The organism is Kitasatospora sp. NPDC032150 (assembly GCF_055579945.1).
Genome location: NZ_JBVIMH010000014.1, coordinates 158962 through 185216, shown reverse-complemented (window position 1 = coordinate 185216; position 26255 = coordinate 158962). Strand labels below are relative to the sequence as shown.

Genomic DNA, 26255 nt, shown 5'->3' with positions numbered 1-26255 from the left:
ATCGGGTGACCTAGTGGGTCGGGACGGAGTGTCCCGGGAGCGTCACCGCGGGTCGCCGCTATGTTATGGCTGTGGGCTCCGGGGGCCGCCTCCCTGACAAGACGCGCGGTCCTGGGGCCCAGCTACTCCAACTGCGCATCGTGATCTATTCGTGAACGCAGGATAGATCCCGACCATGACGGCCAACGGCCCCACCACCTGGCGAAGCAGGGATGGGGCGAATGTTGTCTGACGTGGCGTTAGGCGTGGGTTCGCTTCTCCAGGCGGCTGCCTTGCGGCAGAGTGACGCTCAGGATGTCGCCGGGAACGTCCAGTTCGATGCGGTGCCAGCGTCCACGCGGCACGATGGCCGCCTTTCCGGCAGACAGTTCGACCTCCTCCTGCTCCTCACCTGCCTGCAGAGGCCGGACGAAGAGGCGTATCCGGCCGGTGAGGCAGGAGACCACCTCGTCCGCGTGGGGATGGATTTCCCAGTGGTCGGCGTGGAGGTCGGCATCGGTGGCGACGTGGAACGCCATCACCTGCCAGCCATCCCGCTCGGGGTCGAAGGTCGGCTGCTCGGCGCGCACCTGGCCGTCGGGGCGAAGGTGCAGAAAGGACTCGAAGAGATCGATCGTGGTGATGGTCATGTCGGTGTCTCCTTCTCTCGGTGAATGTTCGTCCCTGGTTCGTGGCGGTCGCCTTCAAGCCGTGGCACGGCCCAGGACTGCGGCGAGCTCGTCGATCTGCCGCCGGGACACCTCGGCGGATACCGCCGCCTGTGACCCGTGGAAGGCGCCGGCCCACTGGTGCAGGTCGACGGGTACGCCCGCCTGCAGCAGCCGCAGCGCGTAGTCGATGGCCTCGTCGCGGTTCGGGTCGAACTACGCGGTGGCGATGTGGGCGGCCGGCAAGCCGGACAGGTCGGTGGCCCGCGCTGGGGCGGCGTACGGCGAGACGGATGCCGCGTCCGGATTCGGGCCCAGGTAGTGCCGCCACGATGCGGCGACCTTCTCGCGCGTCATGAACGGAGTTGCGGTGAAGTGCCGCGCGGACCACGTCTGCTGACGGTCGTCGAGCGCAGGCTGGTTTGCGGCAGCGGCCGCGATGGCGATGGTGCGGGTCATGCCCCGTGGCCCTTCCGGTTCGCGCCGCTGTCGCGGGTGGTGGTGACCGGCACAAGGAGCCGGTCGTACTTGCTCATGTCGGGCAGTCCGGTGCGCGAGTCGGGTGGCAGGCGGCGCGCGTGCAAGGAGATCACCCTCGCGCCTTCTGTTGTCTCCCGGCCCTCGGCCCTGCGCGCCGGTGCGTCGGTGTCAGCGAGGAGTTCGGCGTCATCGCCGTCAGTGCCCTCCATCGCCTTGCGGGCCTCGATCGCGACCAGGTCGGTGGAGACCGATCCGATCCGCAGACAGGTCTCCATCGCCGTCACCAGCGCCTCGGCCGGCAGCTGGCGGTGCAGCAGCAAGACCTCGATCAGCATCCTCGTGCCCTCGCGGTCCCCGGCCCTCTGCTTGGCCGCGGCCCAGAACGCCTCATGGACCTTCGTGAATCCGCCCTCCGCTCTCGCCTGCGCGAGCGCCGAGGCGCCGGCGAATGCGCCCGGCTTGACCAGCAGGATCTCCAGGTAGTGGTCCAGGAAGTTCGTGGTAGGTGTAACGGCGCGTCAGGCGCGGGTGGCGGGCGACGACCTGGCGCCCGTCGAACACCCACAGCTCGTTCGCCCGCAGCTTGACCCGCACCTTGGTCCCGATGAACTTCGCTGGCACCGAGTAGTAGCCCTGGCGCACCGTGATCCGGCTGTTGCGGCCCACGGTGGGCATCAGGTCCACCCCGCAGTCGTAGTCGTCCGCGGGCAGCGGCCGAAGCCGGTCACGCTCCTGCTCGAAATCGAATCCGATCGAGGTGGGGCGGCCATGGATGTGCCGAGCGTCCTCGGCCACGTCGATCGCGGCCAGGCCCTCGTTCAGCTCCGCCAGCGAGTCCACCGCCGGCGGCGGGACCAGGTGCTTCCTGCGGAACCGGCCGCCCTCATGCTCCACCCCGCCCTTCTCATGTGCCCCGGCCTCTCCCGGAGCGCAGTAGAAGGCCGAAAACTGGTACCACGACTTGAACGACGCCCACCTGGTCGACTCCAGCCGCGAGCGCCCGAACAGCACCTGCTTGACCGCCGGCTTCAAGTTGTCGTAGCGGATGTGCACCGACGGCACCCCTCTAATATGCGGGTCTCACTGTCAAGCCACCGGTTGTACTGAGAATCCGTCGGGCGCCTGAAAACGCAGGGGACTCGTGTCACCTCAGCAGGTCGCGCCACCGGGCCGCCGACTCCAACGCGTCCAGGCTGATCCGCTCCAGGAACGCCCCACTCTTCGCCAACCGCGCTCCGGCAGGCGTGTCGAGGCCGATCTGCTCCGCGTACTGGACCGCGACCTGTGCCGCATGAAGCGTATGCTCCGCGCCGGTCACCGTCGACTGGAACCAGGCGTCGTTGTCGACCACGTACACGTCCCGGCGTCCCTGAGCCTCGCGCCGGATCAGCTCCTGGCGGATCAGATACCCGACCGCCGCCGAGACCGATGCCGGGCTGACTCCCAGCTCCCGGGTCAACTCGGTGGCTGTGAGCCTGCCGTCCGTACTCAGCCACAGTGCGATCAGGACCCTGGCCATCATCTTCGGCAGCCCAGTGCCCACCGCCAGCTCCACCGCCTGGTCCTGGGCGTCCGTGTGCCCGGCGCCGGGCGTGTGCCCGGCGCTCGGCGTGCGGCGGCGTGCCCGTCGCTCCGTCGCCTGATGCGCGAGTTCGGCGCGGTAGCCGGCCGGACCGCCGTTGCGGCCGATCTCCCGAGTGACCGTCGACGTGGTCCGGCCGAGGCGCCGCGCGATCTCGGCGTAGGAGAGCCCCTCGACGAGTCCGGCGGCGATGCGGTGGCGGTCCTGCTGGGTCAGTCTTCCTCCTGGCATGGCCGCAGTCTTGCATTCGGCGACACCTGTTGCAATGCCAATGGTGCATTCGACGGCATCGCCATTGCATCAAAATATGGCCACTGAACTGCGGTTATGCGAATCTCTCCGTAGACACTTTCTCTGAACGCAACGTAGCTTTCAGCCCGTGCTGAACACAGATGCCATCATCTCCGCCACTGGACTGCGCAAGTCCTACGGCGCCCACCTCGTCTTGGACGGCGTCGACCTCACTGTCGCGCAGGGCACGATCTTCGCCCTGCTCGGCCCCAACGGCGCCGGCAAGACCACGATCGTCCAGATCCTGTCCACCCTGATCAAGGCCGATGCCGGCGAGATCCGCGTGGCCTGCCACGACCTGGCCCGGGACCCCGACGCGGTGCGCGCCGCGATCGGCGTCACCGGCCAGTTCTCCGCAGTGGACGACCTGCTCACCGGCCAGGAGAACCTGCGCCTGATGGCCGACCTGCTGCACATCGGCCGCTCGCGGCGCCGCCGGACCGTGCAGGCGCTGCTCGAACGCTTCGACCTCGCGGCCGTCGCCCGCAAACCCGTCGCCACCTACTCCGGAGGCTTGCGCCGCCGCCTGGACCTCGCCATGACGATGGTCGGCGCGCCCCGGCTGATCTTCCTCGACGAACCGACCACCGGCTTGGACCCGCGCAGCCGCCGCGAATTGTGGCGCACCGTGCGGGACTTGGTCGAAAACGACGATGTCACCGTCTTCCTGACCACCCAGTACCTGGAGGAGGCCGACCAGCTCGCCGACCGCGTGGCCCTCCTCAGTGAGGGAAGGCTCGTCGCCGAGGGGACGCCTGACGAACTCAAGCGCCTGATTCCCGGCGGCCACATCGCCGTGCGCTTCGCCGACGACGCCGAACTCACCGTCCAGATCCCGGACGGCGGCGTGGCCGAGGCACTGAGGGCCGTTGTGGGCCAGCTGGACGCGATCGACGCAGAGGTGGCGGGGCTGACGGTGCACACCCCGGACCTCGACGACGTCTTCCTCGCCCTGACCAAGCCCTCCTCGCTCTGACCGACGACACCAACTCCACCAACGACATCGCTGTGAAGGAACCTGCCTGATGAAAGCCGTCGCCGACTCCGCGACCATGCTGCGCCGCCAGCTCAAACACGTCCGCCGCTACCCGACGCCGCTGCTGACCTACACGGCCGTCCCGGTGATCATCCTGCTGCTGTTCGTCTACGTCCTCGGCGGCACCATGGGCGCCGGCATCGGCGGCGGCCGCGCCGCCTACGCCGGCTACCTCACGCCCGGCATCATGGCCACGACCATCGCCGGCGCCGCCCAGGGCACCGCCATCGCCGTCGCGATGGACATGACCGGCGGGATCGTCGCCCGGTTCAAGACCATGGCCATCGCGCGCGTCTCCGTCCTCACCGGACACGTGCTCGGCGCCCTGGTGCAGAACTTCCTCGCGCTCACCGCGGTCACCGCCGCCGCCCTCGCGATCGGCTTCCGGCCCGCCGCCACCGCCCCGGACTGGCTCGGTGTCATCGGCATCCTGGCCATGTTCACCTTCGCCATCACCTGGCTGTCCGTCGCGCTCGCCTTGATCGCCCGCAACGTCGCCACCGCCAGCAACCTGCCGATGCCCTTGCTGATCCTGCCGTTCCTCGGCAGCGGCGTGGTGCCCACCGCGTCGATGCCGACGCCGCTGCGCTGGTTCGCCGAACACCAGCCGTTCACCCCGGTCATCGAGACCCTGCGCAAGCTGCTCGCCGCCCAGCCGGCCGGCACCGACCTCGCGAAGGCCGTCGCGTGGAGCGCGGTGATCGCGCTCGCCGGCTACCTGTTGGCGCGCAAGCTCTACAACCGCTGAGACTGCGCGTCGGTGAGGCGGGGGTGAGGCGGCGTCCGACGCGGTCCGCCTCGGGCCCGCAGAGGGGATCAGGACGCTTCTCCGTCCAGTCGGCTGAGAAGTCCATCGAAGATCTGCTCGCGGGCGACCTGGCCCTTGGCTGCCGCATCGTCCCGCTGGCGCTCGAGGGTGGGGCGGAATTCGATGGTGGTGACGAAGAACGTGCAGGACTCGCAGATCGATTCGAAGTGGCAGTCCATCTCAACGGGACGCGCGCAGTAGCCGTTGCCGAGCATCCGGCGGTGCATCTCGCGGCGAAGCTTGGCCATCTCCGTTCCCTCCGCGTCGGCCGGCAGCCGACGCGGGGCGTCGTAGAGCGCCTCGACCTTCTCCGAGACGGCGAAATACTCGTCCGCCACCGTCCGGTCGGCGATCCGCGCGTAAACACGCGTCATGGACAACGATCGGTGGCCGAGGAGAGCGGCGATCGCCTCCAGGGACATGCCGCGGTTGATCGCCTTTGTGGCCAGCGTGTGTCTGAGCTGGTGGGGCGTGACCCGGCCGAGGCCGGCCCGTTCCGCAGCAATGCGGACGGCTGCCTCGATGCGGGAGGCGTTGACCGGGCGGCCGTGGTCGGTGAACAGCAGGTTCGACCGCAGGCCCTCGGGCCGGTGCAGCAGCCAGTCGTCCAGCAGCGTCTTCAGCTGCGGGTGCAGGGGGACGTAGCGGTCGGTGTGCATCTTGCCGACCGGGACACGCAGCCAGTAGGCGGACCCGATCTGGACCACCGCGTCGGTGGTCAGGCCGAGCATCTCACTGCGGCGCATCCCGGTGCGGGCGAGGATCTCGATGGCCAGCCGGGCGAACGGATCGGGGTCCTGGCGGGCGGCGGCCAGCAGCTTCGCGGCCGCAGCGTCGTCGAGGAAGCGGGGCAGCGGCTCGTCCGCGATCGGGAAGTCGCTGTCGAACACCAACTGGCGGGCCGGCCGGTCGTCGGCGTCCCACTCGTCCAGGCGGCGGAAGAACCCGCGGAGCTTGCTCAGCCGGTCGCGGACGGTATGCCGGTGCAGCGGTCCGCCGCGGGCAGCCGGTCGTTCCAGCAGCCACTGCCGGTAGCGTTCGACGTGCCGCCGTTTGAGGTCGGCCACGCACCCCACCGCCGCGTCCTCGTCGGCCACCAGCAGGGCGAACTCCCGCAGCGTCAGCTCGGCGTTCTTCACGGTGCCCGGCCGCAGCGTGCCGCCGATCTGCTGCAGGTAGTGCTGCATGCTCGCCGCCAGTGCGGCCGGGACGCGGGCCCACTCCTGTGCCCGTATGTCGGCCCGGTCCGGAGAGCGCCTTCGTGGCAGCTGGTCGGACAGGCTGCAGTGGAACAATGTCGCCTCGAGATTGAACAGGGCTGTCGACAGGGCCTTCACCCCGCGGCTGGGTATGCGGCGGGCCGCTTCGAGCAGCAGTTGGCGTCCCTCGTCCCAGTCGGCTTGCCGCAGCTCGTGCGGCTGTCGGCCGAACAGCGCGACGAAGTGGGCCAGCAGGTTGAACTGGGTCATGGCGACCGTGTCGCGGAAGCCGAGTGAGCGTGCGGTCTCCATGAAGTTCAGGTGCAGTTCGGGATCGGTGCGGGCCAGCACGATGCCCAGGCGCGGGCGTCGGGCGACCAGGTAGTCCGCGCCGGGCCGGAGGTGTCCGGTCACCGCGAGCCAGCTGATGAAGCGGTGCGTCTCGTGGTTGAAGGCGAGCTGGCGTTCCAGCGGCAGGCCGGCGAAGTCTGCGAGGTCTGGGACCGCGGCGAGCAGGGCGCGGGCGCCCCAGCGGACCTTGTGGTCGGTGTTCATGCCCTGGGCGGCGCGGTGGGCGAGGTAGTACTCGACGAGGTCCGGTCGCACGATTGGCAGGGCCGCGGCGCGGGCCCGGCGCATCAGACACCCGCCCATTCTGCGTCGATGGCGGCGCTGGCCTGCAGGTACTGATCGGCGAGCCAGCTGTTGGCCAGGTGGATATAGATCCGGGTCGATTCGATGGAGCGGTGTCCGGCCTGGGCCTGCACCGCTTCCAGGGCCATGCCCGCCTCTCGCAGCCGGGTCAGGCAAGTGTGGCGAAGCTGGTGGCAGGTCAGCCGCGACAGTCCGGTCCGTCTCCGGACGCCCTCGAGGATCTCGTCCAGGCCGGCGGCGGACAGCGGCCGGCCGCGGGTGGGGCCGCGCAGCACCACGAACAGCCGGTCGTGGTCGACCGGGGAACGTTCGCGGTCCAGATAGTCGCCGACTGCGGTGAAGAACTGCGCGGAGATCGCTATCAGCCGCTGGTGACCGCCCTTGCCCTCGCTGATGAAGACCCGGCGCTCACCCGGCGAGAGGTCGCCCAGCCGCAGCCCGAGCACCTCGCAGCGGCGCAGGCCACCGAGGAGCATCGCCAGTACCATGGCGCGGTCCCGCGCGGTGTTCAGCGCACCCAGCACCACCTCGACCTCACCCGGACCGAGAACGCGGGGCAGAGTGCGCGGCGTGCGCAACAGCGGCGCCCCCCGCGATTACCGCTCCGCCTGCGGTTGGCCAGCCCCACCGGCACCGGATTGCGTTGAACGGCCACGTCGTCGCGGGTCATGAGGTAGCCGAACAGCCCCGAGACACTGGCGAGCCGGCGCTTGATGGTCCGCGCCGACAGCCCCGCCTCACCGTCCTCGAGCCGAATGACCTTCGGCCCGCAGCGCGGTGCCTTCTGTGCGGTGATGAACGCGAAGATGTCCGCCGTGACGACGTCGGTTGGCTCTTTGGGTACCGCCGAGAAGAAGACCTTCAAGTCGTAGGCGGTGGCCAGCAGGGTGTTGGGCCGGCAGCGGGCCGCGACGAACTCCAGGTAGTCGTCGACCAGGGCATGTCCGAGCGACGCCGCGGGGTTGCCCGCGGCATCGACGCGTCGTACCAACTCCGGCTGCCAGGCCATCCGCGCTCCTCGACGGGAGCGACCATCCTGACCGGAAACACGAGATCGCGGAAAAGTTGTCACCCACATAACCGCCCAACACGGTGAAGGCCTCCACGTGGCCCTCCAGGAAGGCCTCCTGCGACGCGGTCGCATAGGCCCGGTGGACGGCCTTGCCGGAGTATGACAGCCGCAAGGTGACCAGCACGCACTTGCGGCGCTGCCCGCCCAGGTCCAGCCAGAAGTCCGCGAAGTCGACCTCCGCCTCCTCTCCCGGCCGCTTCGCCTGCGGGACCACACACCCTCCAGATGCCGTCGGCCCTCCAGCGCCTCCGCCTTGATCTCTGGGCGCCGCTTCTTCACGTACTCCCACACCGTGGTCTGCCGGGCCAGCTCGAAATCGTGCTCCGCCGCGAGACGCTCGATGATCCGTGTGATCGTGTGCCGCTGCTTCGCCGGCGCGTCCAGATCCTCGCGCAGCATCGCGTCGATGAAGACCTTGACCGGCTCCAGCACACTCGGCCGCGGAGGAGGCGACTTCCGCTTCGGCGGCACCGGTGACTCGAGCGCCAGCCGCACCGTGCGCCGCGACACCTTGAACCGAGCCGCCAGCCCCCGGCCCGACAGCCCCTACTCGCGATGGGCCCGCCGGATCCTCTCAAACAACACCTCACGCGACCTGTGCACCAGCGGTCTCCCTGACCCGGACCGTGATCAACACGTCACTCCCTGGAGAGCTCGGCCGGTCAAGCGGGTGTACATCCCGAAGGCGAACGGCAAACAGCGCCCCCTCGGCATTCCGGTTATTCGTGACCGGGTGCTCCAGGCTCGTGTTAAGAACGCCCTGGAGCCTGAGTGGGAGGCCAGGTTCGAACCCCGCTCCTACGGGTTTCGTCCGGGCCGCTCAGCACATGATGCAATCGGAGCCATCTATCAGACCTTGTCCAGGAGGATGGCAACACGGGTCTAGGTTCTTGACGCGGATCTGTCGGCGGCCTTTGATCGCATCGACCATGAATTCTTGCTGGAGTTCATCGGCTCGTTCCCCGCCAGGGAACTGGTCCGACAATGGCTGAAGGCCGGTGTGGTCGACCGTGGTAGATACACGGCCACCGGGGCGGGAACTCCGCAAGGTGGTGTGATCAGCGCTCTGCTGATGAATGTTGCGCTGCACGGATTGGAAACAGCAGCCGGAGTGCGCTACAAGCCGCCCAACAAGACCGGCCCTCAGGCCGGTCGGCTGAAAACGCGAGCAGAATCTCCGGTCCTGGTTCGGTACGCTGATGATTTTGTCGCGCTATGCGCGACGGAAGAGGAAGCACATGCGGCCCGCCAGCGGATCGTCGAATGGCTGGCCCCTCGGGGTCTGACCCTCAATGAAGAAAAGACGAAGATCGTTCACATTACGGTCGGGTTCGACTTCCTGGGGTAACATCCGGCGGTACCGTAACGGCGCGCTACTGATCAAACCGAGCAAGGATGCTGTGAAGCGGATCCGGAGAAGGCTCACCGAAGAGCTGCGTGGTCTTCATGGCCACAATGCCGCTGCTGTGATCAAACGGCTGGGCCCGATCGCTCGCGGGTGGTCGGCCTACTACCGGCACGTGGTCTCCTCGAAGACGTTCACCTCAGCCGACAGGCACCTGCATTGGGGCCTGTGGTCCTGGGCGACACGTCAACATAACCGCAAGGGTGGCCCGTGGATCAAGACCCGGTACTTCGGAAGGTTCAACCGGGACAGGCAGGACAACTGGGTATTCGGACACCGCGACAGCGGGGCCTACCTGGTGAGGTTCTCCTGGACCAGCATCGTTCGCCACGCGGCCGTCAGGGATGCCGCATCTCCAGATGACCCATCCCTGACTGCCTATTGGGCCGAGCGTCGGAGACGTAAACCGCCGCCCCCGCTCAGCAAGACCGAGCTGGCGCTGGCGGCGAAGCAGAAGGGCCTGTGCCCTCTGTGCGATCAGCCCCTGATCTCGGGGGCTGAATACGAGCCAGACAGCGTCCGTGAATGGATCGACTGGTTCGACGCAGTGAGGAGAACGCTACACAAGCACCACTTCCTCACCTTCCGCCGGGACGGTGGCGGCAACGAACGAACCAACCTCCGCCTCGTACACGCCGATTGTCACCGCCGACTCCACGCAACAGAGGATGTCGGACGAGGACAGACCGCCGGGGGCCAATCAGCCACTGGCGACAACTCGAAGCCCTCGCGGCTTGCTTGAGCCGTGTGCCGTGACGAGCGGCACGCACGGTTCTGAGGGGGGTGCGGCGCAGCGATGCGCCGCACCTACCCAGAGGCCGTGAATGCATCAGTGATCAGCTCGGTCAACCGCTCGGTGAAGGTCGCTTCGGCGGCGTCGACCAACTGCAGGCCGCCGTCGGTCAGGGCGAGCAGCGACGACCGGCGGTCCGACGGGTTCGGCTGGCGTGCGACCCATCCCTGCCGTTCCAGGCGGTCGACGCCCTTGCTGGTGGCTCCGATACCGATGGCGAACTCCGCAGCCAGGTCCGCCACCCGAGCCCCGGGGTGGTCACGGAGGTGGCGCAGGAACTCGAACTGCGAGGTGACGATCCCGTGCCGCTCGCGAAGACGGTCATTGAGGGCGTTGTACAGACGTGTCTCGCAGCGGACGAGGTCGGCGAAGAAGTCCGAGAGATCGACAGACGAGTTAGATGCCATGGCATATAGAGCAGTGGAAGTTACTTTTGACAGGAGCACCCACGTGAGCAAGGAACAGCGGGCCAGGATCGACGCGCTGCTGCGGCAGCCCCGCCCTGAGGCCTCAGTCGGTCGAGGTGATCCGCGCCGGATTCAAGGCGCTGATGGCTCAGATGATCGTGCGGCGACGCCATCCGCACCACGCGGACCACGCGGACCACGCTGGGCAGCCGACCTGCACTGCATGTCGAGCCGGACAAGGGCCCGCGCAGCGGGACGATCCTGTACTTCCACGGCGGCGGCTGGGTGTTCGGATCTCCCGAGACCGCACTGTCGCTGACCGGGCAGCTCGTGGTCAGGACCGGCTTCAGGTCGTACTCGCTGGACTACCGGCTCGCTCCCGAGCACCCTTTCCCAGCCGCGATTGAAGACGCCCTGAGCGCCTACCGAGCCCTGCTCGACAGCGGTGAGGACCCTTCGGCCATCGCATTCGTCGGGGACTCTGCGGGCGGCGGCCTCACTGTCACCACCTGCCTCGCCGCCCGCGATGCCGGGCTGCCGATGCCCGCTGCGATCGTGGCGTTCTCCCCCGGCCTGGACGCCACCCGGTCGGGTGAGACCTTGGACACCAAGGCGGGCGTCGACCCGTTCTTCACCCGCGAGCGCCTGGAACACACCGGAGCCATGTACCTCGCCGGAGCCGACCCGCATCAGCCCATGCTCAGCCCGGCCGTCCTCGCCGACCTGACCGGCTTCCCGCCGATGCTGCTTCAGGCGGGCAGCAACGAAGTGCTCCTGGACGACTCCACCCGCATGGCCGCCCGTGCCCGCGCGGCCGGAGTGGACGTGATCCTCGACATCACCGCCGACGTGCCCCACGTGTTCCAGTCCTTCGCCGGCGTTCTCGATGAGGCCGACCAGGCGCTGGACCGCGCAGCTCTCTTTCTTGCCCAGCAGGTTCGCACCCCCGCCGCAGCGGCCGCATAGGCTCGTCACTATCCGCCCGCACAGCAGGTCGCGCAGCTTCGAGTACCGCCTCATCGCGACCGCCCGTCCCCGATCCAACCAGGTCAGCGGGTCAGTTGGCGGCCGTGGCCGGTGAATCCGCCGAGTGCGGACCAGATCAGCTGAAACGACTGCACCGCATCCGTTCGCAGCGGCCCGGACCGCCTTGTGTCACTAGATGATCAATTCCAAGGGGTCAGTCACCTGAGTCCAGTGCCCTCATAGCTGGCTGGCTCCTTCGGCAAGGGTGCGGCGAACGCCGACGTGCTTGGTCAGTGCGGTCGGAGTCCGTCGAAGACCACATTGAAGATTCGTTGCCGGGCCTCCGGGTTTGCTTCGAGATGCTCCATCGTCGTGCTGGTGCCGGCCAGCAGGGCGAGCAGTTCCGGCAGGCCGAAGTCCGTGCGGACGGCTCCGGAGCGCTGCGCCTGGCCCAGGAGTGCGGCAAGCTGGCCCTGGATCATCTCGGTGGAATCCTGTAGGGCCGCATGTGCGTCTACGCCTGCTGTGGCGAGTGCCTGGACGAACTCGTTCTTGCCGGCGGACTGTTCGACAATCAGCTGGAAGCAGGCGAAGAGGGCCTGGGAGGGTTTCGTCTCGGCGGCCAGACGTGCGGTCTGGGCGGCGATCTCCTCAAGCCTGCGCACCATCACGGCTTCCAGCAGCGCTTCCTTGGTCGGGAAATGTCGGAAGAGTGTGCCGACCCCGACCCCGGCGGTCCGGGCGATCTCCTCGGTCGGCACGCCGACGCCCCGGGTGGTGAACACCTCCGTGGCGACGTCCAGCAGCCTGGCCCGGTTACGGGCCGCGTCCGCCCGCAGCGGGCGCCCCTCGGCAGCACTCATCCCCTTCAACCTTCCTGCACCGGTTCGCGCAGCCTCGCTAGACAAGCGGAGTAGCCAGTCCGTATCGTCGAAGCGGACTCGCTAGTCCGATTCTAGCGACGGATCCCGCCGGAGGTTGACCATGCCCGAAACGCTGACGCCACGTGAGGTCTTCACCAAGCTGCTCGACAACATCGCCGCAGGCAGATACGCCAAACTGGCCGGGCTCTACGCCGCGGACGCCGTGGTGGAGACCGTCTTCGAACCGGTCGGCCCGCGCCGCACCGAGGGGCGGGCCGCACTCGAGGAGCGGTTCGCGCAGGTCGCCGCAGTCAGTCCGGTGGAGCTGACGCCCGCGAACGTGGTCATCCGGGAGACCGACGATCCGGAGGTGATCGTCGCCGAATGGGACTACCAGGTGCACCACCGGCCGACCGGGAAGACCTTCCAGTCCGCCAACATCCAGGTACTGAAGGTCCGCGACGGCCTGATCGTCCACAGCAGGGACTTCCACGACCACCTGGCCCTCATCGCAGCCACCGGCGCATTGCCGCAGCTGGTGGCCGCGCTGGACGGCAAGTAACGCAGTCAGTGATCGTAGGCGGTCAGCGAGCGCAGGACGGGTCGGCCGGTGTGGTGGTTGTGCCAGATGGCGGCGGTCATCGCGAGGATGCGCTGGAGCACGCGGACCATCACCCCACCAGGAGTGCGGGCACGGTGGCGCTCCAGGTCGAGCTGCCCCTTGAACGTCTCGTTGATCGACTCGATGACCTGCCGCAGCGGCTTGAACAGGCGTGCCCCGGCCCGCTCAGCCTCACCCTTGCGGGCCGGACGCAGTAGTTCAACGCCCAGCTCGGCCAGCTGAGTCTCGAAGTCGCGGCCGAAGTAGTTCTTGTCGCCGATCAGTGTCTGCCCGGGCCGTTCGGCTGTGAGCGTCGGCTCGGTGGCGAGGATGTCGAGCAGGGTCTCGCGCTCGTCGGCCTTCGCCCCGGTGAGCGCGTAGGCGATCGGCAGCCCGCCGAGGGTGCACACCAGGTGCAGCCGCAGTCCCCAGAAGTAGCGCGAATGGCTGGCGCAGTAGCCGTACTGGGCCCAGCCCGCGAGGTCGGACCGCTTGACGGTCTCGCGGGACCGGCCGCACTCGACCGGTGTGGAGTCCACAACCCACACGTCGTCGGTCCACAGCGCGGTGTCCATGGCCAGCACCCGGCTGGTGTGCCGGATGAGTCCGGCTGCCTTGCGCAGGCGCTTGTTGTAGCCGGGCTGTTTCGGCAGGTACGGGAACAGACGCCGCAGATGAGCGTGCGCATGACGCAGCCACCTGGCCTCGGAGGTGAAGCCCGCAACGCCTGCATCATCGCCAGCGTCACTAGCTCGGCATCGCTGAGCCGCGGCGATTTTCCGACCGCCGGACGCCTCGGGGCGAGCTGCGGCGATTCCTTCAACAGGTCGTCGGTCTTCACATAGAGTGCGGTCGCGAGGGAGTCCAAGTCTGGCGTCACATCCTGACCTTGGCCTCCCTCCTCTCACGTCCGCAGCCACCCCTTGGAATCGTTCATCTAGCCGTTGCTCTATCGAGCCTGGTGATCGTGAGTTCGAGCCTGCCGACTCGGTCGGGTGATCTTCTGGTCAGCTGGGCATGAAAATGGGCCTCCCGCACAGCTCGCGGGTGTCGAATCCAACCGAGCAACAGGAGGCTCTTGGTGCTGCAGTCTTCCGTGTCTGCGCCGTCGACGTCCACCTCGACCGCTCTGTCGTGTGATTGCCTCGCTCACCGATTCGGGAACGCCTGGAGCCGGCCGCACAGGCGTCCGAGGTACCCCTCCGACATGAGCGACGCGGAGTGGGCGGTGGTGCGCGACGCGATGCCCGTCCCCGCCTGGCTGGAGGGAAGGGCGGGCAGCCCGAGGGCTGCTGCCACCGGCAAATGGTCGATGCTGTGCACTACCTGATCGCGGGCGGCATCGCCCGGAGGGCGTTGCCCGCGGACGTCCCCGCGTGGGACCGCGTCTACGCCACTCCGACGCTGGCGCGACAACCTGACTTCCGCAGTTAGCAGGCATGCGGGAGCGTCGATTAGATGGTCTGATCTGCGGAAACGCCAAGAGCGCGACCGTGCGGGTGTGTGCCCACGCGGTCGCGTTCTGGCTGGTCAGGACGGTTCTGCGGCGGTGATCCTGGGTGGCGGCTTGATGCCGCAGTCGCGGTAGATGGCGGCCTGCTCGCCGGTGAGCGGGGTGGTCTGGATCAGCTGTCCGACGTCGCCGGTGAGTGTGACCTCGTGGACGCGGCCGAGCTCGGCGCTGATCCGGTTCCAGGTCTGGCCGGCGCGGCGTTCGGCGACGCGGATCAGCAACAGCGCGAGCCAGCACAGCAGCACGTGCGCGCGGATGCGGTGCTCGAGGCGGTGGAAGACCGGCCGCAGCTCCAGCACCGTCTTCAGGTCACGGAATCCGCGCTCGGCTTCCAGGAGAGCCTTATAGCCGACCGCGATCTCCTCGGCGGTCAGGTGCGGGTCGAAGCTGGTCAGCAGGTACTTGCCGTCCAGGCGTTCCTCGGCTTTCACCTTGGCACGGTCGATGGCCAGGCGCCCGTTCTTCGAAGTCCTCAACCACCTTTTCAGGGTGGGGTGTTCGATAAGTGCGCACTCGGCGCGCACGTGGGCGGCCTCCGCCTTCTCCCGCGCCTTGGCGGTGGTCGCGCGCTTGGCGTCGCGTTCGCGCTCGGCGCGGATCCGCTCGAGTTCGGCCTCGATCCTCTCCCCGGAGCTCGTCGCGATCGAGGCCCGCAAGGCACTCGCCGCGGCGGGCGGTCCGCCTCCCGTCGTCATCGCCCCGCCCGCGGCCACTGCGGACGACGGCGAGGACATCGTGGCGGCCCGGGTGCTCTCGCTGGCAGACAGACGTCCCACCCTCCCGCCGGACACTCGTCCGGCGCCGTCGCTGGCCGCCTACGGCCAGCTTCTGACACTTACCTCGAAAGGCTCAGCATGACGCAGAGCACTGCCCAGGCCCCCCGCCAGCAGGGGTCGTGGGCTCCCTCCGGGCTGCCCGGACAGCGGTCCCAGGACGCGGCCACGATCATCGACACCACCTGCCGCACCCTCGGCCTGACCACGATCCGTGGCCGCTGGGAGGGGATGGCCCAGCAGGCCCTGCGCGAGCACGCCTCCTACACCGACTTCCTCGCCGAGCTGCTGGAGAGCGAGTGCGAGGACCGCGACGAACGCCGCAAGGTCCGCCGGGTCAAGGAGGCGGGCTTCCCACGTCAGAAGCGCATCGAGGACTTCGACTTCTCGAAGAACCCGAACGTCCTGCCGGAGGTGGTGAACAGTCTGGCCACGACCGGCTGGGTGAACGCCGGGCAGCCGCTCTGCCTGATCGGCGACTCCGGCACCGGCAAGTCACACCTGCTGATCGGCATCGGCACCGCCGTCGCCGAGGCCGGCGGCAGGGTCCGTTACACGACGGCGGCGAACCTGGTCAACGAGCTTGCCGAGGCCGCCGACGACAAGCAGCTCGGACGCACCATCAAGAAGTACGGGCGCATCGACCTCCTCTGCCTGGACGAGCTGGGATACATCAAGCTCGACCGGCACGGAGCCGAGCTGCTGTTCCAGATTTTCACCGAGCGGGAGGAGCGGCACGCGATCGCGGTCGCCTCCAACCGGCCGTTCACCGAGTGGGACCAGACCTTCACCGACAAGCGCCTCTGCCAGGCGATCGTCGACCGCCTCACCTTTGAGGCCCACATCATCGAGACCGGCAGCGACTCCTTCCGCCTGGCCAGCACCACAGCCAAGCGCAAGGCCGCCGCATCGTGATCCGGGCGGTCCCCGCCGAACAGGCCGAACTCGCCGAGTTCCTCCGCGGCCTGGCCGTTTTCTTCACGGCAGCCGACGAGCACATCGACCATGCTCTGAACACCCACTACGGCTTCGACACCGCCGTCGACTGGGTCATCTGCTCGTTGGAGCTCCATGCCGACCAGTTGACCTGACGCACCGGCACACCCTCTCGGGCGGGTGCCATTCGGGCACCCGCCGCGATCCTGTGTCCGATCCCTAGGAGATGGCGGCTTTCCAGACCCACGAGGTGACGCGCGGGCGGTCGTCGAGCTCACCCCGGCCGGTGGACCAGAGAAGAACCTGGACAGGGTCACCAGGCGGAGCACCGGGGAACAGCCGACTGAGTACCTCGGCGCAGAGGTCCGCTGGGGGGCGCCACGCGATCCCCAGCCCCTGGGTGATGTCGTGCGTGTGAAGGAGGGTCTCAGCGACTCCCATCGCGGCGAATCCCGCCGGATCACACGGTCCCCAGTGCCAAGCGCGATCAGCGGGTGCGGCTGCGGCGACCGCAGTACTCAGGAGTCTTCCGCAGGCGGTTACGACCCTGAGCACCTCGCGCGCCGGTGCATCGGCGTTGACGGTGAGGTCAAAGGGCAGGTATGCGTCCGCCGGACGAGCCGCCAGCTGCCCCGCATAGGCGAGCAGGTCGTGCGCAACGTGGGCGGCGGTCTGCCAGCAGCTCCAGTCCAGCGACCCGGCTCGGGCCTGCCAGTCCTCGGAATCGTGCGGGCTGAGCACCCGAACCATCTCGTCTACGGCCTGGTCGACGTCTCGACTGTCGATGCGATGCATCCCGTGATCGTCGCAGCGTTAACGACCATCAACAAGTGCGATCCGACCGCAGACGAAAACCGCCCGGACGCATCCTGTCGGGGGCGCAGTCCGGGCGGGCTCACGACTGGACTTGCCGGCCGCACGCCACACGCTACCGGTCACACCCGCGCCACCGACGATGCCGCCGCTCCAATGCACGGCAGGCCGTGAAAGCTCACCCGATCGAGGGGTGGGGCCACACGAACCCGGAACTTTCCAGACCTCTCCCACCCCGTCACCCGGACAGAGCAGAAGTGGGGCCACCGAAACCCGGACAGGTGGGGCCAAAAGAACCCGTTAAAGACATCCCCGGCAAACCCGGGGAGGTACTCGGTGAGCGTGGTGCCGGCGGCACCCGACGCCCCAACCGCACGGCCCGGCGGCTCAGCGGGTCGGTGGGTGGGTCAGCAGGTCCGCGTGGCGGACCGTGAAGCCGCCCTGCAGGACCGGGGCGAACGGCGCGGGGCCATGCAGGTGCCGACCACCGGCTGCACGGGGTGGCCGTCAGCGTCCACGTCGAGGTTGGCGACACCCCAGGAGAAACCGAGGCGGTCCCCGCTGCGGCCAGGGGCGGCCTTGGTCGCGCCGTCGTAGACGCTCAATCCGATCCGCTTGCCCACATCGCCGACGTCGGACTTGGTGACCACGGCGGTCAGGGTGGCGACCCGGTCGCCGGTCACCAGGCAGTCCACCGCGGCCTCGGCGTAGTGCGTGCTACCAGTGGCGGCGTTGTGGTGCGAGAAGCGGACGGTGCCACGCGCGTCGGTGGGCAGACCGTCCTTGAGGACGGGATTGCCCGGGAAAATTGCGCCGGGTGTAGGGGGCCGCCTGGGCGTCGATGCTGAACCGGATCTCGTCATTAGTGGGCCCAGACGCCTTCGCCGACCCGGATCCCGACGGGGACGGCCTCGTCGTTGACGCCGATGCGGGCCGGGCGGGCGCCCGCCTCTCCCGCCGGCTGGCCTGCGCGATCTCCCGCTCGACCGCCCTGCACATGCTCATGCGCAGGGCGCCACCGCCGCTGCGCGTCCCGCGCGTGCTCGGCATCGACGACTTCGCCCTCAAGCGCCGGCACCGCTACGCCACCGTGATCATCGACACCCAGACCGGCAAGCGGATCGACGTCCTGCCCGACCGCACCGCCCAGACCCTGGTCGCGTGGCTGCGCGAGCATCCCGGCGCCCAGTACGTCTGCCGGGACGGAGCCGGCTCCTAACAGCGTCGCAGCGCCGGTTGCGCAGCGCTGCGCAACCGCCCTTGCGCATGCGCATCGCTGCCCTGCGCATGCGCATGCGGCGCTGCCACCGGCCGTTGCGCATGTGCAGCGGGCCGGGTCGCTGCGCAGCGAGCCCCAGTGGTGGCGTCGACGGCCGGGGCGGCGGGCCGCGCCGGAGGCCTGCGGCGGCCGCGCGTGCAACCCCGGTCGCACCGCCTCCGACCTGCCGCGGGGAGTTTTCCGCGGGGCGGAACTCACCAGAGCGCGGCGAAGCTCACCGGTCCGGCGAGCCGTCGCACTGTCGCGCCGCACCTCGCGGCCGAGCACTGCGACGGCCATCGCAATCGCAGCCCGCCCGGGCCCCGCCGGGTGCGATGGCCGTCGCCGTCGCACCCGAGGACCCGCGACGCGCTGCAACCGAGTGCAGCGGCCGACCCCGCTGCGCAGCAGCGGCTGGGGTGTAGCAAGGGTCGCCTTGCTACACCCCAGCAGCGGCGGTCCGCCGTGCAGCAAGGCGACCCTTGCCGCACGGCTTTACCCGTGACCGGTCGGGGCCGTAGCCGGTTGCACCGGTATGACGCTCTCCCAGCCGCCCACTCTGACGACGAGGCCGACGCCGACGACCGGGAGGAGCAGCGGCAGCGCGCAGCCCTGGTCCAGGCAGCCGGGGCCGGGGAGCGGGCGGCCTTGTGGGTGCGCCGTCTGGCGCTGCGTCAGCACGAACAGTGCCAGCGCCGGGCTCTGGACGCCTTCGCCGACACCGTGCAGCGGGCCATGGCCGAGATCGACACGGTCGGCGACGGCGAGGTGAGCACCGAGATCCGCCACCGCCTGGACGCCTACGTGCTCATCGGCGACGCCGGCGCTCGCGGTCGGCTCCATCGCCTGCACCGCGCCGGGCACCGTCCTGGGCGATCTCTCCGACCACCTGCTGGTGCTGTGCGGCGCCCTCGACGCGGCCCTCGCCTCCGCCCGACCCCGCCGACCGACCCGCTCGCACGCCCGAAACGGCCCCGCCCCGCTGAGCCGTCCCAGTTCCAGCCCCTCGACAGCTACCCGAAGCGGCCGAAACGGTCCCAGCCGGTCGAGCCCTTCGTGTTCCGCGAGCCACCTACACCGGCCCTGGCGGCCGACACCCCACCGAAGGCGTAGCCGAGCGCGGGCCGCGCCGCCGCCCGGCCTACGCTTCCTGACATGGCGCCAGAGCTGATCCGCAGCCGGGAGAATGGTCCGATGACCAGCCCGTCGCTGCCGCCTCGCGGCCTCAACTCCCTGATCCCCACCTCCCGGGCCGCCACGCCCAGCGAACGGGCCGCCGCCCAGCTGCTCCACCTGCGCGAGGCATCCCTGCCGGTGCCGGTCATCGCAGCCGCCGCCGAGCTGATCGCCGAGCGCCTGGACGACCCGGACCCTGTCGCCCGAGACGTCGCCGCCACCGTCCACGCCCGCCTGCTGGCCGCCCTGGACGATGGAGCCCCACGCCCGTGAACCTCGCGTCACAAGTGACCTTGACCGGTCGGAAGGACGCAAGCGGGTCAGACGGTGACTCCTCGCGGCTCACCTGAAAGTCGTCCGGCCGATCGCGGCGGAGCTCCTCGTACCGCGCTCCGAAGATGCAGGCCATCATCGAACCGGTCGGCCGACAGCAAGCCCCGCCGCGCATGGTCAAACCCTGCCCATCCCCGGCCGACTGCGCCCGTACCCACCGGCAGCGCCTCTTCCCTGGCGGGTGGTGAACTGTTACTGCTGCCCGGAGGGCACGGGCGGCACTGTGGGCACAGCGAGCATTGGTCCCCTGCCCGCCCGGCGGCGGGGATGTCCGGCTCCGGCCACAAGTCGGTCGGCGTGATCGATGAGGCGCAGTCGTGCGCGGGCTGCCGACGGCGCGGTTCGGAGAGTTCGGTGCCCGTCCGGGTTGTGGGTGCTTCCCTCCGGCCGGGCGGGATCCACGGCCCGCGCTTCGGGCGACCGCACTACGGCCTGGGTGCGGCCAGAGTGTCGAGGTGACGGTGGAGCACCGCGCGCAGCTCGTGCGGGCCGACCAGGTCGGGGTGCTGGACCGCCTGGAGGGTGAGGCCGTCCAACAGGGCGGAGAGGCGGCGGGTCTCGACGGCGAGGTCGAGGCCGGAAGTCAGGGTGCCGGAGCGTTCGGCCTCGATCAGGACGCGCCGGATCAGGTCGTCCAGCCCGGCTTGCATCTCGGCGGCCCGAGGCTGGAGTTCGGGTCGGGTGCGGGCAGCGGCGACGAAGGAGAGCCAGAGTGCGGATTCCTCTCGGCGCTCGGCGTCCAGCGGGAGGGTCTCGGCGAGTAGGCGTGCGGTCTGTTCGCGCCGGTCGGCGCCGGGAGCCGGGTCGAGCAGGGCGCGGGCGCGGGTGTGGATCCGCGCGTCGATCCGGCGGCCTAGCTCCTGCATCGCGAAGATCATCAGCTCGGAGCTGTCCGCGAGGTAGTGCCGCACCGAGCCGATGGCGAGTCCGGCCTCCTCGGCGACGTTGCGCAGCGAGGCGCGCTCCAGGCCCTCCCTGGCTGCGACGCGCAAGACGGCGTCGGCGACGGCCTGACGGCGTTCCACGGGGTCGACGATCTTCGGCACGTTGCCTTTATAGCACAGTTGAGCTAAGTTGCCGATTTAGCATAGTCGAGCTATAAAAAGCGGGAGCAGGGATGAACAACTGGGTTTACGTGGCACTGATCGCCGCCGTGGTCGTAGTGGTGGTTCGGCGGCTGCGCGGCGAACCGCTCAACGCCCGGGACCTCTTCGCGCCGCCGGTGGTGCTCACCGGGCTCGGTCTCTGGACGCTCTCGCAGCACCATGGCCTCGGCGCGGGCGACTACGCATGGGTGGCCGGGGGTGCCGCACTCGGTGCCACGCTCGGGGCGGTTCGCGGTGCCACGATCCGGCTCTACGAGCGGGAAGGGGTTCTGTGGCAGCGCTACACCGGCCGGACCTTCCTGGTGGCGCTCCTCTCACTGGTCGTCATGGCCGGCTTCACCCGGGCCGCCGAGCATTTCGGGCTCGATTCGGATGCCCGTCCGGTCCAGCTGTCGATTGGTGTCGGCTTCCTGGGGGAGGCGCTGGCGGTGGGCCGTCGCGCATTGTCCTCCAGTACCCCGTTCGCGCCCGAGCGGCGAGGCGTCGAGCCCTGGAACGACTCGGGCCGGCCCGGTCGGTAACGACGGTTGGCGGCATCAGCACCCTCGGGTACCCGACGCCGGGTCACAGCCCTGGTCTCGGACGGACCTGGGCCTGTCGGCCGTGATAGCCGGACCCGCTGCGCGCTGGAAACAACGCCCAGCAGCCCGCCCTCGCCCAGCAGGGCCGCACCCGACGCGTCGGCGCGGTCCATCAACCGCTCAACGACCTCGTCCACCAGCCGCTCATCGACCGGCTCGACGTCCGGGTTCGCCTTGTCCGTCATGACTCGTCCGTTCCGCCTGGCCAGAGAGCCCGTGGCCGAGCCCTCGGCCAGACTGTCACGGCACGGACTTACACGATCTTTCGGACACTCTCGACCGGGTCGGCGACAACGGATCCGGTTGAAGCTGGCGCGCTATGCAGGTCGGTCAGGCGGGCGGAGGCCTTGGCGGTGCGGCCACGCAGGCCGTGCTGGTAGTCAGGGCCCCGAGTGCCCAATCCCGCGCGGCCCGGTGGGCAGACCGCGCGGGCGGAGGCCGGTTACCTGCGCCCGGCGGGTGGGGGCGGGCAGCCTCGCATGTACTCGGTGACGGCCCAGGGGTAGCGGTAGTGAGCCTTGCTGAAGGGCCAGATCGTCCGCTGATCTGCAGTTTGGGGGCGGGGCGGCCCGACCGGGAGCGGGGCTTGGGTGGCTGGGGTGGGCGCAGTTTGCAGGTGTCGGCGAGGTCGAAGAGGTGGGGCAGGGAGTTGCCGGTGAAGGGGGCGGTGAACAGCGGGGTGTCGCCGGCTTCGGCGATGGCGTGCTGGTAGGCGGCGGCGAGGAGCAGGGGGCGTGCCCAGGGCGGCACGGAGTGGGAGAGGCAGCCGAAGCGCAGGCCGTCGGGATCGTGGAGGGCGATGGTGGCCGCGCCGTCGGTGAGGTCGGTGGGGCGGGCGGTGAGGAGCTGGGCGTCGGACGCGGCGGTGAAGATCGCGGTAGCGAGCTGGGCCGCGAGATGGGGGTGGGCGGTCGCGGTGTGGAGACGGCGGGCGACTTCGGTGGCGGTGGCGGGGGGCGTCTGGGGCGGGTGGAAGCCTCGGTCGTGGGCGAGCGGCGCAGTGCAGCGGCAGCGGCGCTGGGTACCGTCGCCGGAGCAGTAGGTGGTCAGGGCGGGCAGGTTGAGCCAGCGGTCATGGATCGGGACGGGGCGGGACGGGCGGCCCCGCGGGAGGTCGGCGTCGTCGGTGCCGGGCAGGCGGGCGGCCGCGTCGGCGAAACGGTGCTCCACCTGACGCAGGGCCTGTTCGAGAGCGGGGGTAGGACGGCGGCGGTGGCAGACCAGGACCAGGTGGACGCCAGTGCGCTCGCGCAGGGTGATCAGGTCGTGGATGCGGCGGCGGCCGAGCAGGTGGGCGCGCAGCAGGGTGAGGTGGGTGATGGAGTGGCGAGGATCCAGGCGGCGGTCATCGCCCAGGGCGGGTCGGGGTCGAGCTTCGGGGTAGCCGGTGACGGGGACGGGTTTACCGAGGGCGGCGAGGATGTCGTAGGCGAGGCAGATCGTGGAGTCGGTGCCGATGGTGGGGTGGACGGTGACCCGTCCTGTGGTGGGGTTGTGGGCGGCCTGCGCGGCGCGGGTGTGGGGCAGGTCGTCGTGGGGATCGAGGACGACTGTGACCGGCGGCGGGTCGGGGCAGGTCAGCATGGTGCGCCTGCCTGTCGTCGGCCGAGTTTTCTGTAGGCCCAGCGCACCAGGTCCTCGTCCACCCGGGTGCGCCCGGACTCCTTCATTCCGGCGGCGAGGTGGTGGGTGATCTTCGCCCAGGCCCCGTGGGCGGCCTCCCGGTCGCACAGGGCGATGAGTTCGGGGTCTGCGTCGGTCCAGATCGGGTGGAAGGCCGGGATGGTTTCCAGGACTTCCTCCAGCGTCAGGGGATCGATCTCCTGCCAGCAGTAGACCCTCGACTCGAGCATCGGCTCGCTTTGCAGCATCTCGAAGCAGCCGTTGCCGCCGGTGAAGACGATCGTCAGGTCGGTGCCGGTGTCGTCCCACAGGTAGCGCAGGTACTCGAAGCACAGTTTCGACAGCCATTGGGCTTCGTCGCAAACCAGCACCCGGGTTTCCTCGAGCACTCCACGCAGCATGCGGTCGAACTCGATCGCGTGGGAGGGCGGACGGCCGGGGAGCCCGAGGGCGTAGAACAGTTCGTGGCGCAGGTCCCGGGTTGAGGGGCGGGCGCGGAACTGGATGCGGTGGGTGATCTGGGGGGCGAGGTCGCGCAGCGAGGCGTTCACCGCGAACGACTTCCCGTGCCCGGTCCGGCCGTAGATGCAGATCATCGCTCTGGCCTCGATCGCGGCGCGGATGTTCTCCCGCACGGCCAACAGGGCCCGGGTACCGACCACTTGGGCGCCGCGCAGGCGCATGTAGTGGTCCTCGCGTTCGGCCGGCAGCCGGCCCAGTCGGTCCGCGGTCGTCACGGGCGTCCTCCCTCTTCCGCTTCTTCGTCCGCCCCGTCCACGGCGCCACCGCCGCAGCCCGGGGCGTGTGCCCCGTCTGGCGCCGGCGGGCCGGCGCCAGTGCCGGTACCGGCTGCCGCCGGGCGGGGACGGCGGATCGGGCGGGCCCACGAGGCGGGTGCCTCGCGCGGCGGGATCAGATCCGGCAGCGCCCGCTTTGCCATGGCGCTGCCAGCGGCCGCGGCGAGTTGTTCCTCGGCCTCGGCCGCGGTCAGCGCCGCCAGCGGCTCGGGCCGGGCCGGCTCGGTGACCGCGTCATAGCGGCCCAGCCGGCGGCGCTGGCGGTCCGCGGAGGCCAGCGCTCGCACCATCGTGCGCCGCTGGGCGTCCTTGGCCCGGCGCACCCCAGCCCGCTGGACCGCGGTAGCGGCGTTGGCGAGGTGCGCCGGCCCGAGGTGACTGCCGGTGGCGGCATCGAACACCTCGATCTCGTGGTCGTGGTGGGGGACGAACCGCACCCGCGCCCTGGTCCCGTCCATCCCGTGCATCCACGGACCGACGTAGTAACTCCCCCGCCAGTACACGCCCTTCGTGGACAGGACCCTGTCGCCTCCCGCGTCCTCGAGGGTGAAGGAGCGCAGCAGGGCGGGCGGGACGTCCTCGATCGGGGTGGGGTCGTCCTGCCACGCCTGGAGCGGTGTGCGGCCGCCAAGCGGCTGCGGGCGGTGCTCGGTGTTCCACCACCGCACCCATCCCAGAAGCCGTGCAGTGAACTCAGTGAGGGAACTGCAGCACGCTGAGGGCATCGGCTACCACGACGCGCTCAACCGGGTACGCAAAACCAAACAGCACGGGCCGGAGATCAACTCCAGCGTCGTCCTGACCGACTCCACCCTCATCGCCGTCGAAGCGGCCAACGGCGTGCGCTGCATGGCGTGCCACAAGAGCATGGGCTTCGACGAGTGGGGGCTGCACCTGGTCGACGTGAGCAGCCACGGATACTTCCAACCCGTCCTGCAACCCGTCCTGTGCGTTTCCTGCGCCAAGGCGATCGGCAACGCCGTGGCCCGCATCCCCGCGCTCCCCGCCCCAGACCCCGAGGACCCGGACACCATCCTCGTGTCGGCAGAGGCCGAGCGTGACCAGGTCGTGGCACACCTCTCGCAGGACCGCGTCCATCTGCTGTGCCGCCGCCATGCCCCCGAAGCCCCGATCAGCGACGATGACCGGTTCCAACCCGTATCCGCGGCAGAACTGGAAGCCCTCGGCCACGGGTTCCGCCCCGGCGGAGGCGGGCACCACTGCAGCATGTGCAACCGGTGCTAACCGTCTGACGGGACTGCGCAGGGCTTGACGGCCGGCACCAATAACCCATCTCAACGAAGTTTGGCCAGTCTCAACGAAGTTTGACCGGCCTCATAGCTCTGCGGGCAGCCCGGAGCCGGTGGCGGTCGACCAGCCTGGTTCGCGGGTGCTGACCGGTTCACTCCGGTACGGGCAGGCACTCGGCAAGCAGGTCGACGACGTCGCGCCAGGCTCGCTGCGCGTGCCGTGGGTGGTGACCGACGCCGGGGAGCACGGTGTGGTCGACCGGCGGGTGGTGGAAGGCGTGCAAGGCGCCGCCGTAGACAGCGAGGCGCCAGTCGACGCCGGCGGCCTGCATCTCGGCGGTGAACGCTTCCCGTTGTGCGGGCGGCATGATCGGGTCTTCCGATCCGACCCCGGCCCACACCGGGCAGCGGATGCGCGCCGCCTCGCCCGGTCGGCCCGTGGTCAGTGCGTTGACTGTCCCGATCGCCCGCAGGTCGACGCCGTCGCGCCCGAGTTCCAGCGCGATCGCGCCCCCGGTGCCGTAGCCGACGGCGGCGATCCGGTCGGGGTCGGTCCGCGGTTCGGCGCGGAGCACGTCGAGCGCAGCGTGGCCGATGCCCCGCATCCGGTCGGGGTCGGCGAGCAGCGGCATGCAACGGGCCAGCATCTCCTCGGGGTCGCCCAAATAGCGCCCGCCGTGGAGGTCGAAGGCCAGCGCTACGTATCCCAGCTCGGCGAGCGCATCGGCCCGGCGGCGCTCGACGTCGCTGAGCCCCAGGCCCTCTGGTCCGAGCAGCACCGCAGGCCGGCGGTCGACACCGGCCGGGAGCGCGAGGTGCCCGATCATTGTCAGGCCGTCGGCCGGATACTCGACCGTGCGTGCAGAAACCGTCGTCATGAGACGGGACTGTAGTGACCGTCGAGCCCGGTCGGGCCGGAGTTCACCGCTGGCAGAACAGCGCGGGTGTGCCTCTGAATCACGGCGCCGGCTCATAGCCCCGGCGTGGCAACGTCACTTGAGACCAGCCGTGAATCCAACAAGGTCACGTGTGTCCGTTCTGATCGAAGCCAGTCGCCGTCTCATCGAATCCAGTCGAGCTATTGCCGGTCAGGCGTGCGGTGGCAGGCCGTCGTCCACGGGGACGTTCTGGGCTTCCAGCCTGATGCCGGGTTCCTGGCTGCTCAAGGATCAAGGCGGCGAAGTCCTCCTCATGTGCCCTGCCCCGATGGCACCCTCGACCCTCGCCAGGGGGCTTGCGGTGTTCGCCTCCCGCCCGCTCGACCTCTTTCAGGTCGTCTGTCCCGGCCGCCG

General features: G+C 69.6%; 29 protein-coding genes and 3 pseudogenes. 12 read left to right on the top strand and 20 right to left on the bottom strand.

Features of this window, described 5'->3' with window-relative positions; translation table 11 throughout:
- Positions 1-239: 239 nt before the first annotated feature.
- The 5 genes from ACZ5ON_RS18870 to ACZ5ON_RS18850 all read right to left on the bottom strand — a co-directional run bounded on the left by ACZ5ON_RS18870 (position 240) and on the right by ACZ5ON_RS18850 (position 2940).
- Positions 240-629 (bottom strand): cupin domain-containing protein, encoded by a 390-nt coding sequence (locus tag ACZ5ON_RS18870; protein WP_465593403.1) that lies wholly within the window; start codon positions 627-629, stop codon positions 240-242.
- A 234-nt stretch (positions 630-863) separates the two neighbouring features.
- Positions 864-1106: an alpha/beta hydrolase fold domain-containing protein gene (locus ACZ5ON_RS18865; RefSeq protein ID WP_465593400.1), complete on the bottom strand. Its 243-nt coding sequence runs from the start codon at positions 1104-1106 to the stop codon at positions 864-866.
- Positions 1103-1462, bottom strand: a complete 360-nt coding sequence (locus ACZ5ON_RS18860; RefSeq protein ID WP_465593397.1) for a hypothetical protein — start codon at positions 1460-1462, stop codon at positions 1103-1105. The genes ACZ5ON_RS18865 and ACZ5ON_RS18860 overlap by 4 nt, the downstream gene beginning before the upstream one ends.
- Positions 1463-1514: 52 nt before the next feature.
- Positions 1515-2180: a Mu transposase domain-containing protein gene (locus ACZ5ON_RS18855; protein ID WP_465593394.1), complete on the bottom strand. Its 666-nt coding sequence runs from the start codon at positions 2178-2180 to the stop codon at positions 1515-1517.
- Between the two features lie 91 nt (positions 2181-2271).
- Positions 2272-2940, bottom strand: coding sequence for a GbsR/MarR family transcriptional regulator (locus ACZ5ON_RS18850; protein ID WP_465593391.1), 669 nt, complete (start codon positions 2938-2940; stop codon positions 2272-2274).
- A 148-nt stretch (positions 2941-3088) separates the two neighbouring features.
- On the opposite strand from ACZ5ON_RS18850, the gene ACZ5ON_RS18845 reads away from it, so the two are divergent.
- Positions 3089-3976, top strand: coding sequence for an ATP-binding cassette domain-containing protein (locus ACZ5ON_RS18845; RefSeq protein WP_465593388.1), 888 nt, complete (start codon positions 3089-3091; stop codon positions 3974-3976).
- Between the two features lie 49 nt (positions 3977-4025).
- A complete protein-coding gene (locus tag ACZ5ON_RS18840) occupies positions 4026-4784 on the top strand; it encodes an ABC transporter permease (RefSeq protein ID WP_465593385.1) in 759 nt (252 codons plus the stop codon).
- A 68-nt stretch (positions 4785-4852) separates the two neighbouring features.
- Here ACZ5ON_RS18840 and ACZ5ON_RS18835 read toward each other — a convergent pair whose 3' ends face one another.
- From ACZ5ON_RS18835 to ACZ5ON_RS18825, 3 genes are read right to left on the bottom strand one after another with little or no spacing between them, the layout of a single operon-like run.
- Positions 4853-6649 carry a tyrosine-type recombinase/integrase gene (locus tag ACZ5ON_RS18835; protein WP_465593382.1) on the bottom strand — a complete coding sequence of 599 codons (1797 nt, stop codon included), beginning with the start codon at positions 6647-6649 and terminating at the stop codon, positions 4853-4855.
- 32 nt (positions 6650-6681) lie between these two features.
- A complete protein-coding gene (locus ACZ5ON_RS18830) occupies positions 6682-7221 on the bottom strand; it encodes a tyrosine-type recombinase/integrase (RefSeq protein ID WP_465593379.1) in 540 nt (179 codons plus the stop codon).
- On the bottom strand, positions 7206-7706 hold the full coding sequence (locus tag ACZ5ON_RS18825; protein WP_465593376.1) for a site-specific integrase: 501 nt from the start codon (positions 7704-7706) through the stop codon (positions 7206-7208). Before ACZ5ON_RS18825 ends, ACZ5ON_RS18830 begins: the two co-directional genes overlap by 16 nt.
- Positions 7707-8706: 1000 nt before the next feature.
- Between ACZ5ON_RS18825 and ACZ5ON_RS18820 the strand changes: the two genes are divergently transcribed.
- On the top strand, positions 8707-9117 hold the full coding sequence (locus ACZ5ON_RS18820; protein ID WP_465593373.1) for a reverse transcriptase/maturase family protein: 411 nt from the start codon (positions 8707-8709) through the stop codon (positions 9115-9117).
- 52 nt (positions 9118-9169) lie between these two features.
- A complete protein-coding gene (locus ACZ5ON_RS18815; protein WP_465593363.1) occupies positions 9170-9916 on the top strand; it encodes a group II intron maturase-specific domain-containing protein in 747 nt (248 codons plus the stop codon).
- Between the two features lie 65 nt (positions 9917-9981).
- On the opposite strand, the gene ACZ5ON_RS18810 is transcribed toward ACZ5ON_RS18815, so the two are convergent.
- Positions 9982-10374: a MarR family winged helix-turn-helix transcriptional regulator gene (locus ACZ5ON_RS18810; RefSeq protein WP_465593360.1), complete on the bottom strand. Its 393-nt coding sequence runs from the start codon at positions 10372-10374 to the stop codon at positions 9982-9984.
- 285 nt (positions 10375-10659) lie between these two features.
- Between ACZ5ON_RS18810 and ACZ5ON_RS18805 the strand changes: the two genes are divergently transcribed.
- Complete coding sequence (locus ACZ5ON_RS18805; protein ID WP_465593357.1) at positions 10660-11340, top strand: alpha/beta hydrolase; 681 nt, start codon at positions 10660-10662, stop codon at positions 11338-11340.
- A gap of 290 nt (positions 11341-11630) precedes the next feature.
- Here the strand turns inward: ACZ5ON_RS18805 and ACZ5ON_RS18800 are convergent, their stop codons facing one another.
- Positions 11631-12203 (bottom strand): TetR/AcrR family transcriptional regulator, encoded by a 573-nt coding sequence (locus ACZ5ON_RS18800; RefSeq protein WP_030557857.1) that lies wholly within the window; start codon positions 12201-12203, stop codon positions 11631-11633.
- 121 nt (positions 12204-12324) lie between these two features.
- On the opposite strand from ACZ5ON_RS18800, the gene ACZ5ON_RS18795 reads away from it, so the two are divergent.
- Positions 12325-12765, top strand: coding sequence for a nuclear transport factor 2 family protein (locus tag ACZ5ON_RS18795; RefSeq protein WP_465593353.1), 441 nt, complete (start codon positions 12325-12327; stop codon positions 12763-12765).
- 5 nt (positions 12766-12770) lie between these two features.
- On the opposite strand, the pseudogene ACZ5ON_RS18790 reads toward ACZ5ON_RS18795, so the two are convergent.
- Together ACZ5ON_RS18790 and ACZ5ON_RS18785 are read right to left on the bottom strand one after the other, a co-directional pair.
- Positions 12771-13684, bottom strand: a pseudogene (locus ACZ5ON_RS18790) (IS982 family transposase).
- 650 nt (positions 13685-14334) lie between these two features.
- A pseudogene (locus ACZ5ON_RS18785) lies at positions 14335-14943 on the bottom strand (IS1634 family transposase); the annotation flags it as partial.
- Positions 14944-15171: 228 nt separating this feature from the next.
- Here ACZ5ON_RS18785 and istB point away from each other — a divergent pair.
- Together istB and ACZ5ON_RS18775 are read left to right on the top strand one after the other, a co-directional pair.
- Positions 15172-16005, top strand: a complete 834-nt coding sequence (istB, locus tag ACZ5ON_RS18780; RefSeq protein ID WP_465593350.1) for an IS21-like element helper ATPase IstB — start codon at positions 15172-15174, stop codon at positions 16003-16005.
- A complete protein-coding gene (locus tag ACZ5ON_RS18775; RefSeq protein WP_465593347.1) occupies positions 16002-16181 on the top strand; it encodes a hypothetical protein in 180 nt (59 codons plus the stop codon). Before istB ends, ACZ5ON_RS18775 begins: the two co-directional genes overlap by 4 nt.
- Positions 16182-16245: 64 nt before the next feature.
- Here the strand turns inward: ACZ5ON_RS18775 and ACZ5ON_RS18770 are convergent, their stop codons facing one another.
- Together ACZ5ON_RS18770 and ACZ5ON_RS18765 are read right to left on the bottom strand one after the other, a co-directional pair.
- Entirely contained in the window at positions 16246-16821 is a 576-nt protein-coding gene (locus ACZ5ON_RS18770) for a maleylpyruvate isomerase N-terminal domain-containing protein (protein WP_465593344.1), read from the bottom strand.
- A 425-nt stretch (positions 16822-17246) separates the two neighbouring features.
- Positions 17247-17702, bottom strand: a complete 456-nt coding sequence (locus tag ACZ5ON_RS18765; protein WP_465593341.1) for a hypothetical protein — start codon at positions 17700-17702, stop codon at positions 17247-17249.
- 50 nt (positions 17703-17752) lie between these two features.
- On the opposite strand from ACZ5ON_RS18765, the pseudogene ACZ5ON_RS18760 reads away from it, so the two are divergent.
- A pseudogene (locus ACZ5ON_RS18760) lies at positions 17753-18055 on the top strand (transposase); the annotation flags it as partial.
- Between the two features lie 537 nt (positions 18056-18592).
- Here ACZ5ON_RS18760 and ACZ5ON_RS18755 read toward each other — a convergent pair.
- The gene (locus ACZ5ON_RS18755; protein WP_465593338.1) at positions 18593-18940 is read right to left on the bottom strand and encodes a hypothetical protein; all 348 of its coding nucleotides are present in this window, start codon (positions 18938-18940) and stop codon (positions 18593-18595) included.
- A gap of 312 nt (positions 18941-19252) precedes the next feature.
- Between ACZ5ON_RS18755 and ACZ5ON_RS18750 the strand changes: the two genes are divergently transcribed.
- Entirely contained in the window at positions 19253-19546 is a 294-nt protein-coding gene (locus ACZ5ON_RS18750) for a hypothetical protein (protein ID WP_465593335.1), read from the top strand.
- 485 nt (positions 19547-20031) lie between these two features.
- Here ACZ5ON_RS18750 and ACZ5ON_RS18745 read toward each other — a convergent pair whose 3' ends face one another.
- Positions 20032-20652, bottom strand: coding sequence for a TetR/AcrR family transcriptional regulator (locus ACZ5ON_RS18745; protein WP_465593332.1), 621 nt, complete (start codon positions 20650-20652; stop codon positions 20032-20034).
- Positions 20653-20723: 71 nt separating this feature from the next.
- Between ACZ5ON_RS18745 and ACZ5ON_RS18740 the strand changes: the two genes are divergently transcribed.
- On the top strand, positions 20724-21233 hold the full coding sequence (locus ACZ5ON_RS18740; RefSeq protein WP_465593329.1) for a DUF1453 domain-containing protein: 510 nt from the start codon (positions 20724-20726) through the stop codon (positions 21231-21233).
- A 390-nt stretch (positions 21234-21623) separates the two neighbouring features.
- Here the strand turns inward: ACZ5ON_RS18740 and ACZ5ON_RS18735 are convergent, their stop codons facing one another.
- Genes ACZ5ON_RS18735 through ACZ5ON_RS18725 form a run of 3 tightly spaced genes read right to left on the bottom strand, consistent with a single transcriptional unit; the run spans position 21624 to position 24381 of the window.
- A complete protein-coding gene (locus tag ACZ5ON_RS18735; RefSeq protein ID WP_465593327.1) occupies positions 21624-22877 on the bottom strand; it encodes a hypothetical protein in 1254 nt (417 codons plus the stop codon).
- The gene (locus ACZ5ON_RS18730) at positions 22871-23653 is read right to left on the bottom strand and encodes an AAA family ATPase (protein ID WP_465593324.1); all 783 of its coding nucleotides are present in this window, start codon (positions 23651-23653) and stop codon (positions 22871-22873) included. The genes ACZ5ON_RS18735 and ACZ5ON_RS18730 overlap by 7 nt, the downstream gene beginning before the upstream one ends.
- On the bottom strand, positions 23650-24381 hold the full coding sequence (locus ACZ5ON_RS18725; RefSeq protein WP_465593321.1) for a Mu transposase C-terminal domain-containing protein: 732 nt from the start codon (positions 24379-24381) through the stop codon (positions 23650-23652). Before ACZ5ON_RS18725 ends, ACZ5ON_RS18730 begins: the two co-directional genes overlap by 4 nt.
- A 19-nt stretch (positions 24382-24400) precedes the next feature.
- Between ACZ5ON_RS18725 and ACZ5ON_RS18720 the strand changes: the two genes are divergently transcribed.
- On the top strand, positions 24401-24958 hold the full coding sequence (locus tag ACZ5ON_RS18720; protein ID WP_465593318.1) for a hypothetical protein: 558 nt from the start codon (positions 24401-24403) through the stop codon (positions 24956-24958).
- A 157-nt stretch (positions 24959-25115) separates the two neighbouring features.
- Here ACZ5ON_RS18720 and ACZ5ON_RS18715 read toward each other — a convergent pair whose 3' ends face one another.
- Complete coding sequence (locus ACZ5ON_RS18715) at positions 25116-25841, bottom strand: dienelactone hydrolase family protein (RefSeq protein ID WP_465593315.1); 726 nt, start codon at positions 25839-25841, stop codon at positions 25116-25118.
- Between the last annotated feature and the right edge of the window lie 414 nt (positions 25842-26255).

What these genes read in the sequence shown, in the direction of transcription:
- ACZ5ON_RS18765 (WP_465593341.1), bottom strand. Translation starts at nt 17,702, where the DNA reads ATGACGAGATCCGGTTCAGCATCGACGCCCAGGCGGCCCCCTACACCC.
- ACZ5ON_RS18865 (WP_465593400.1), bottom strand. Translation starts at nt 1,106, where the DNA reads ATGACCCGCACCATCGCCATCGCGGCCGCTGCCGCAAACCAGCCTGCG.
- ACZ5ON_RS18795 (WP_465593353.1), top strand. Translation starts at nt 12,325, where the DNA reads ATGCCCGAAACGCTGACGCCACGTGAGGTCTTCACCAAGCTGCTCGAC.
- istB (WP_465593350.1), top strand. Translation starts at nt 15,172, where the DNA reads ATGACGCAGAGCACTGCCCAGGCCCCCCGCCAGCAGGGGTCGTGGGCT.
- ACZ5ON_RS18755 (WP_465593338.1), bottom strand. Translation starts at nt 18,940, where the DNA reads ATGGAGCCGACCGCGAGCGCCGGCGTCGCCGATGAGCACGTAGGCGTC.
- ACZ5ON_RS18860 (WP_465593397.1), bottom strand. Translation starts at nt 1,462, where the DNA reads ATGCTGATCGAGGTCTTGCTGCTGCACCGCCAGCTGCCGGCCGAGGCG.
- ACZ5ON_RS18715 (WP_465593315.1), bottom strand. Translation starts at nt 25,841, where the DNA reads ATGACGACGGTTTCTGCACGCACGGTCGAGTATCCGGCCGACGGCCTG.
- ACZ5ON_RS18825 (WP_465593376.1), bottom strand. Translation starts at nt 7,706, where the DNA reads ATGGCCTGGCAGCCGGAGTTGGTACGACGCGTCGATGCCGCGGGCAAC.
- ACZ5ON_RS18735 (WP_465593327.1), bottom strand. Translation starts at nt 22,877, where the DNA reads ATGCTGACCTGCCCCGACCCGCCGCCGGTCACAGTCGTCCTCGATCCC.
- ACZ5ON_RS18740 (WP_465593329.1), top strand. Translation starts at nt 20,724, where the DNA reads ATGAACAACTGGGTTTACGTGGCACTGATCGCCGCCGTGGTCGTAGTG.
- ACZ5ON_RS18870 (WP_465593403.1), bottom strand. Translation starts at nt 629, where the DNA reads ATGACCATCACCACGATCGATCTCTTCGAGTCCTTTCTGCACCTTCGC.
- ACZ5ON_RS18800 (WP_030557857.1), bottom strand. Translation starts at nt 12,203, where the DNA reads ATGAGTGCTGCCGAGGGGCGCCCGCTGCGGGCGGACGCGGCCCGTAAC.
- ACZ5ON_RS18810 (WP_465593360.1), bottom strand. Translation starts at nt 10,374, where the DNA reads ATGGCATCTAACTCGTCTGTCGATCTCTCGGACTTCTTCGCCGACCTC.
- ACZ5ON_RS18770 (WP_465593344.1), bottom strand. Translation starts at nt 16,821, where the DNA reads ATGCATCGCATCGACAGTCGAGACGTCGACCAGGCCGTAGACGAGATG.
- ACZ5ON_RS18750 (WP_465593335.1), top strand. Translation starts at nt 19,253, where the DNA reads ATGGCGCCAGAGCTGATCCGCAGCCGGGAGAATGGTCCGATGACCAGC.
- ACZ5ON_RS18840 (WP_465593385.1), top strand. Translation starts at nt 4,026, where the DNA reads ATGAAAGCCGTCGCCGACTCCGCGACCATGCTGCGCCGCCAGCTCAAA.
- ACZ5ON_RS18850 (WP_465593391.1), bottom strand. Translation starts at nt 2,940, where the DNA reads ATGCCAGGAGGAAGACTGACCCAGCAGGACCGCCACCGCATCGCCGCC.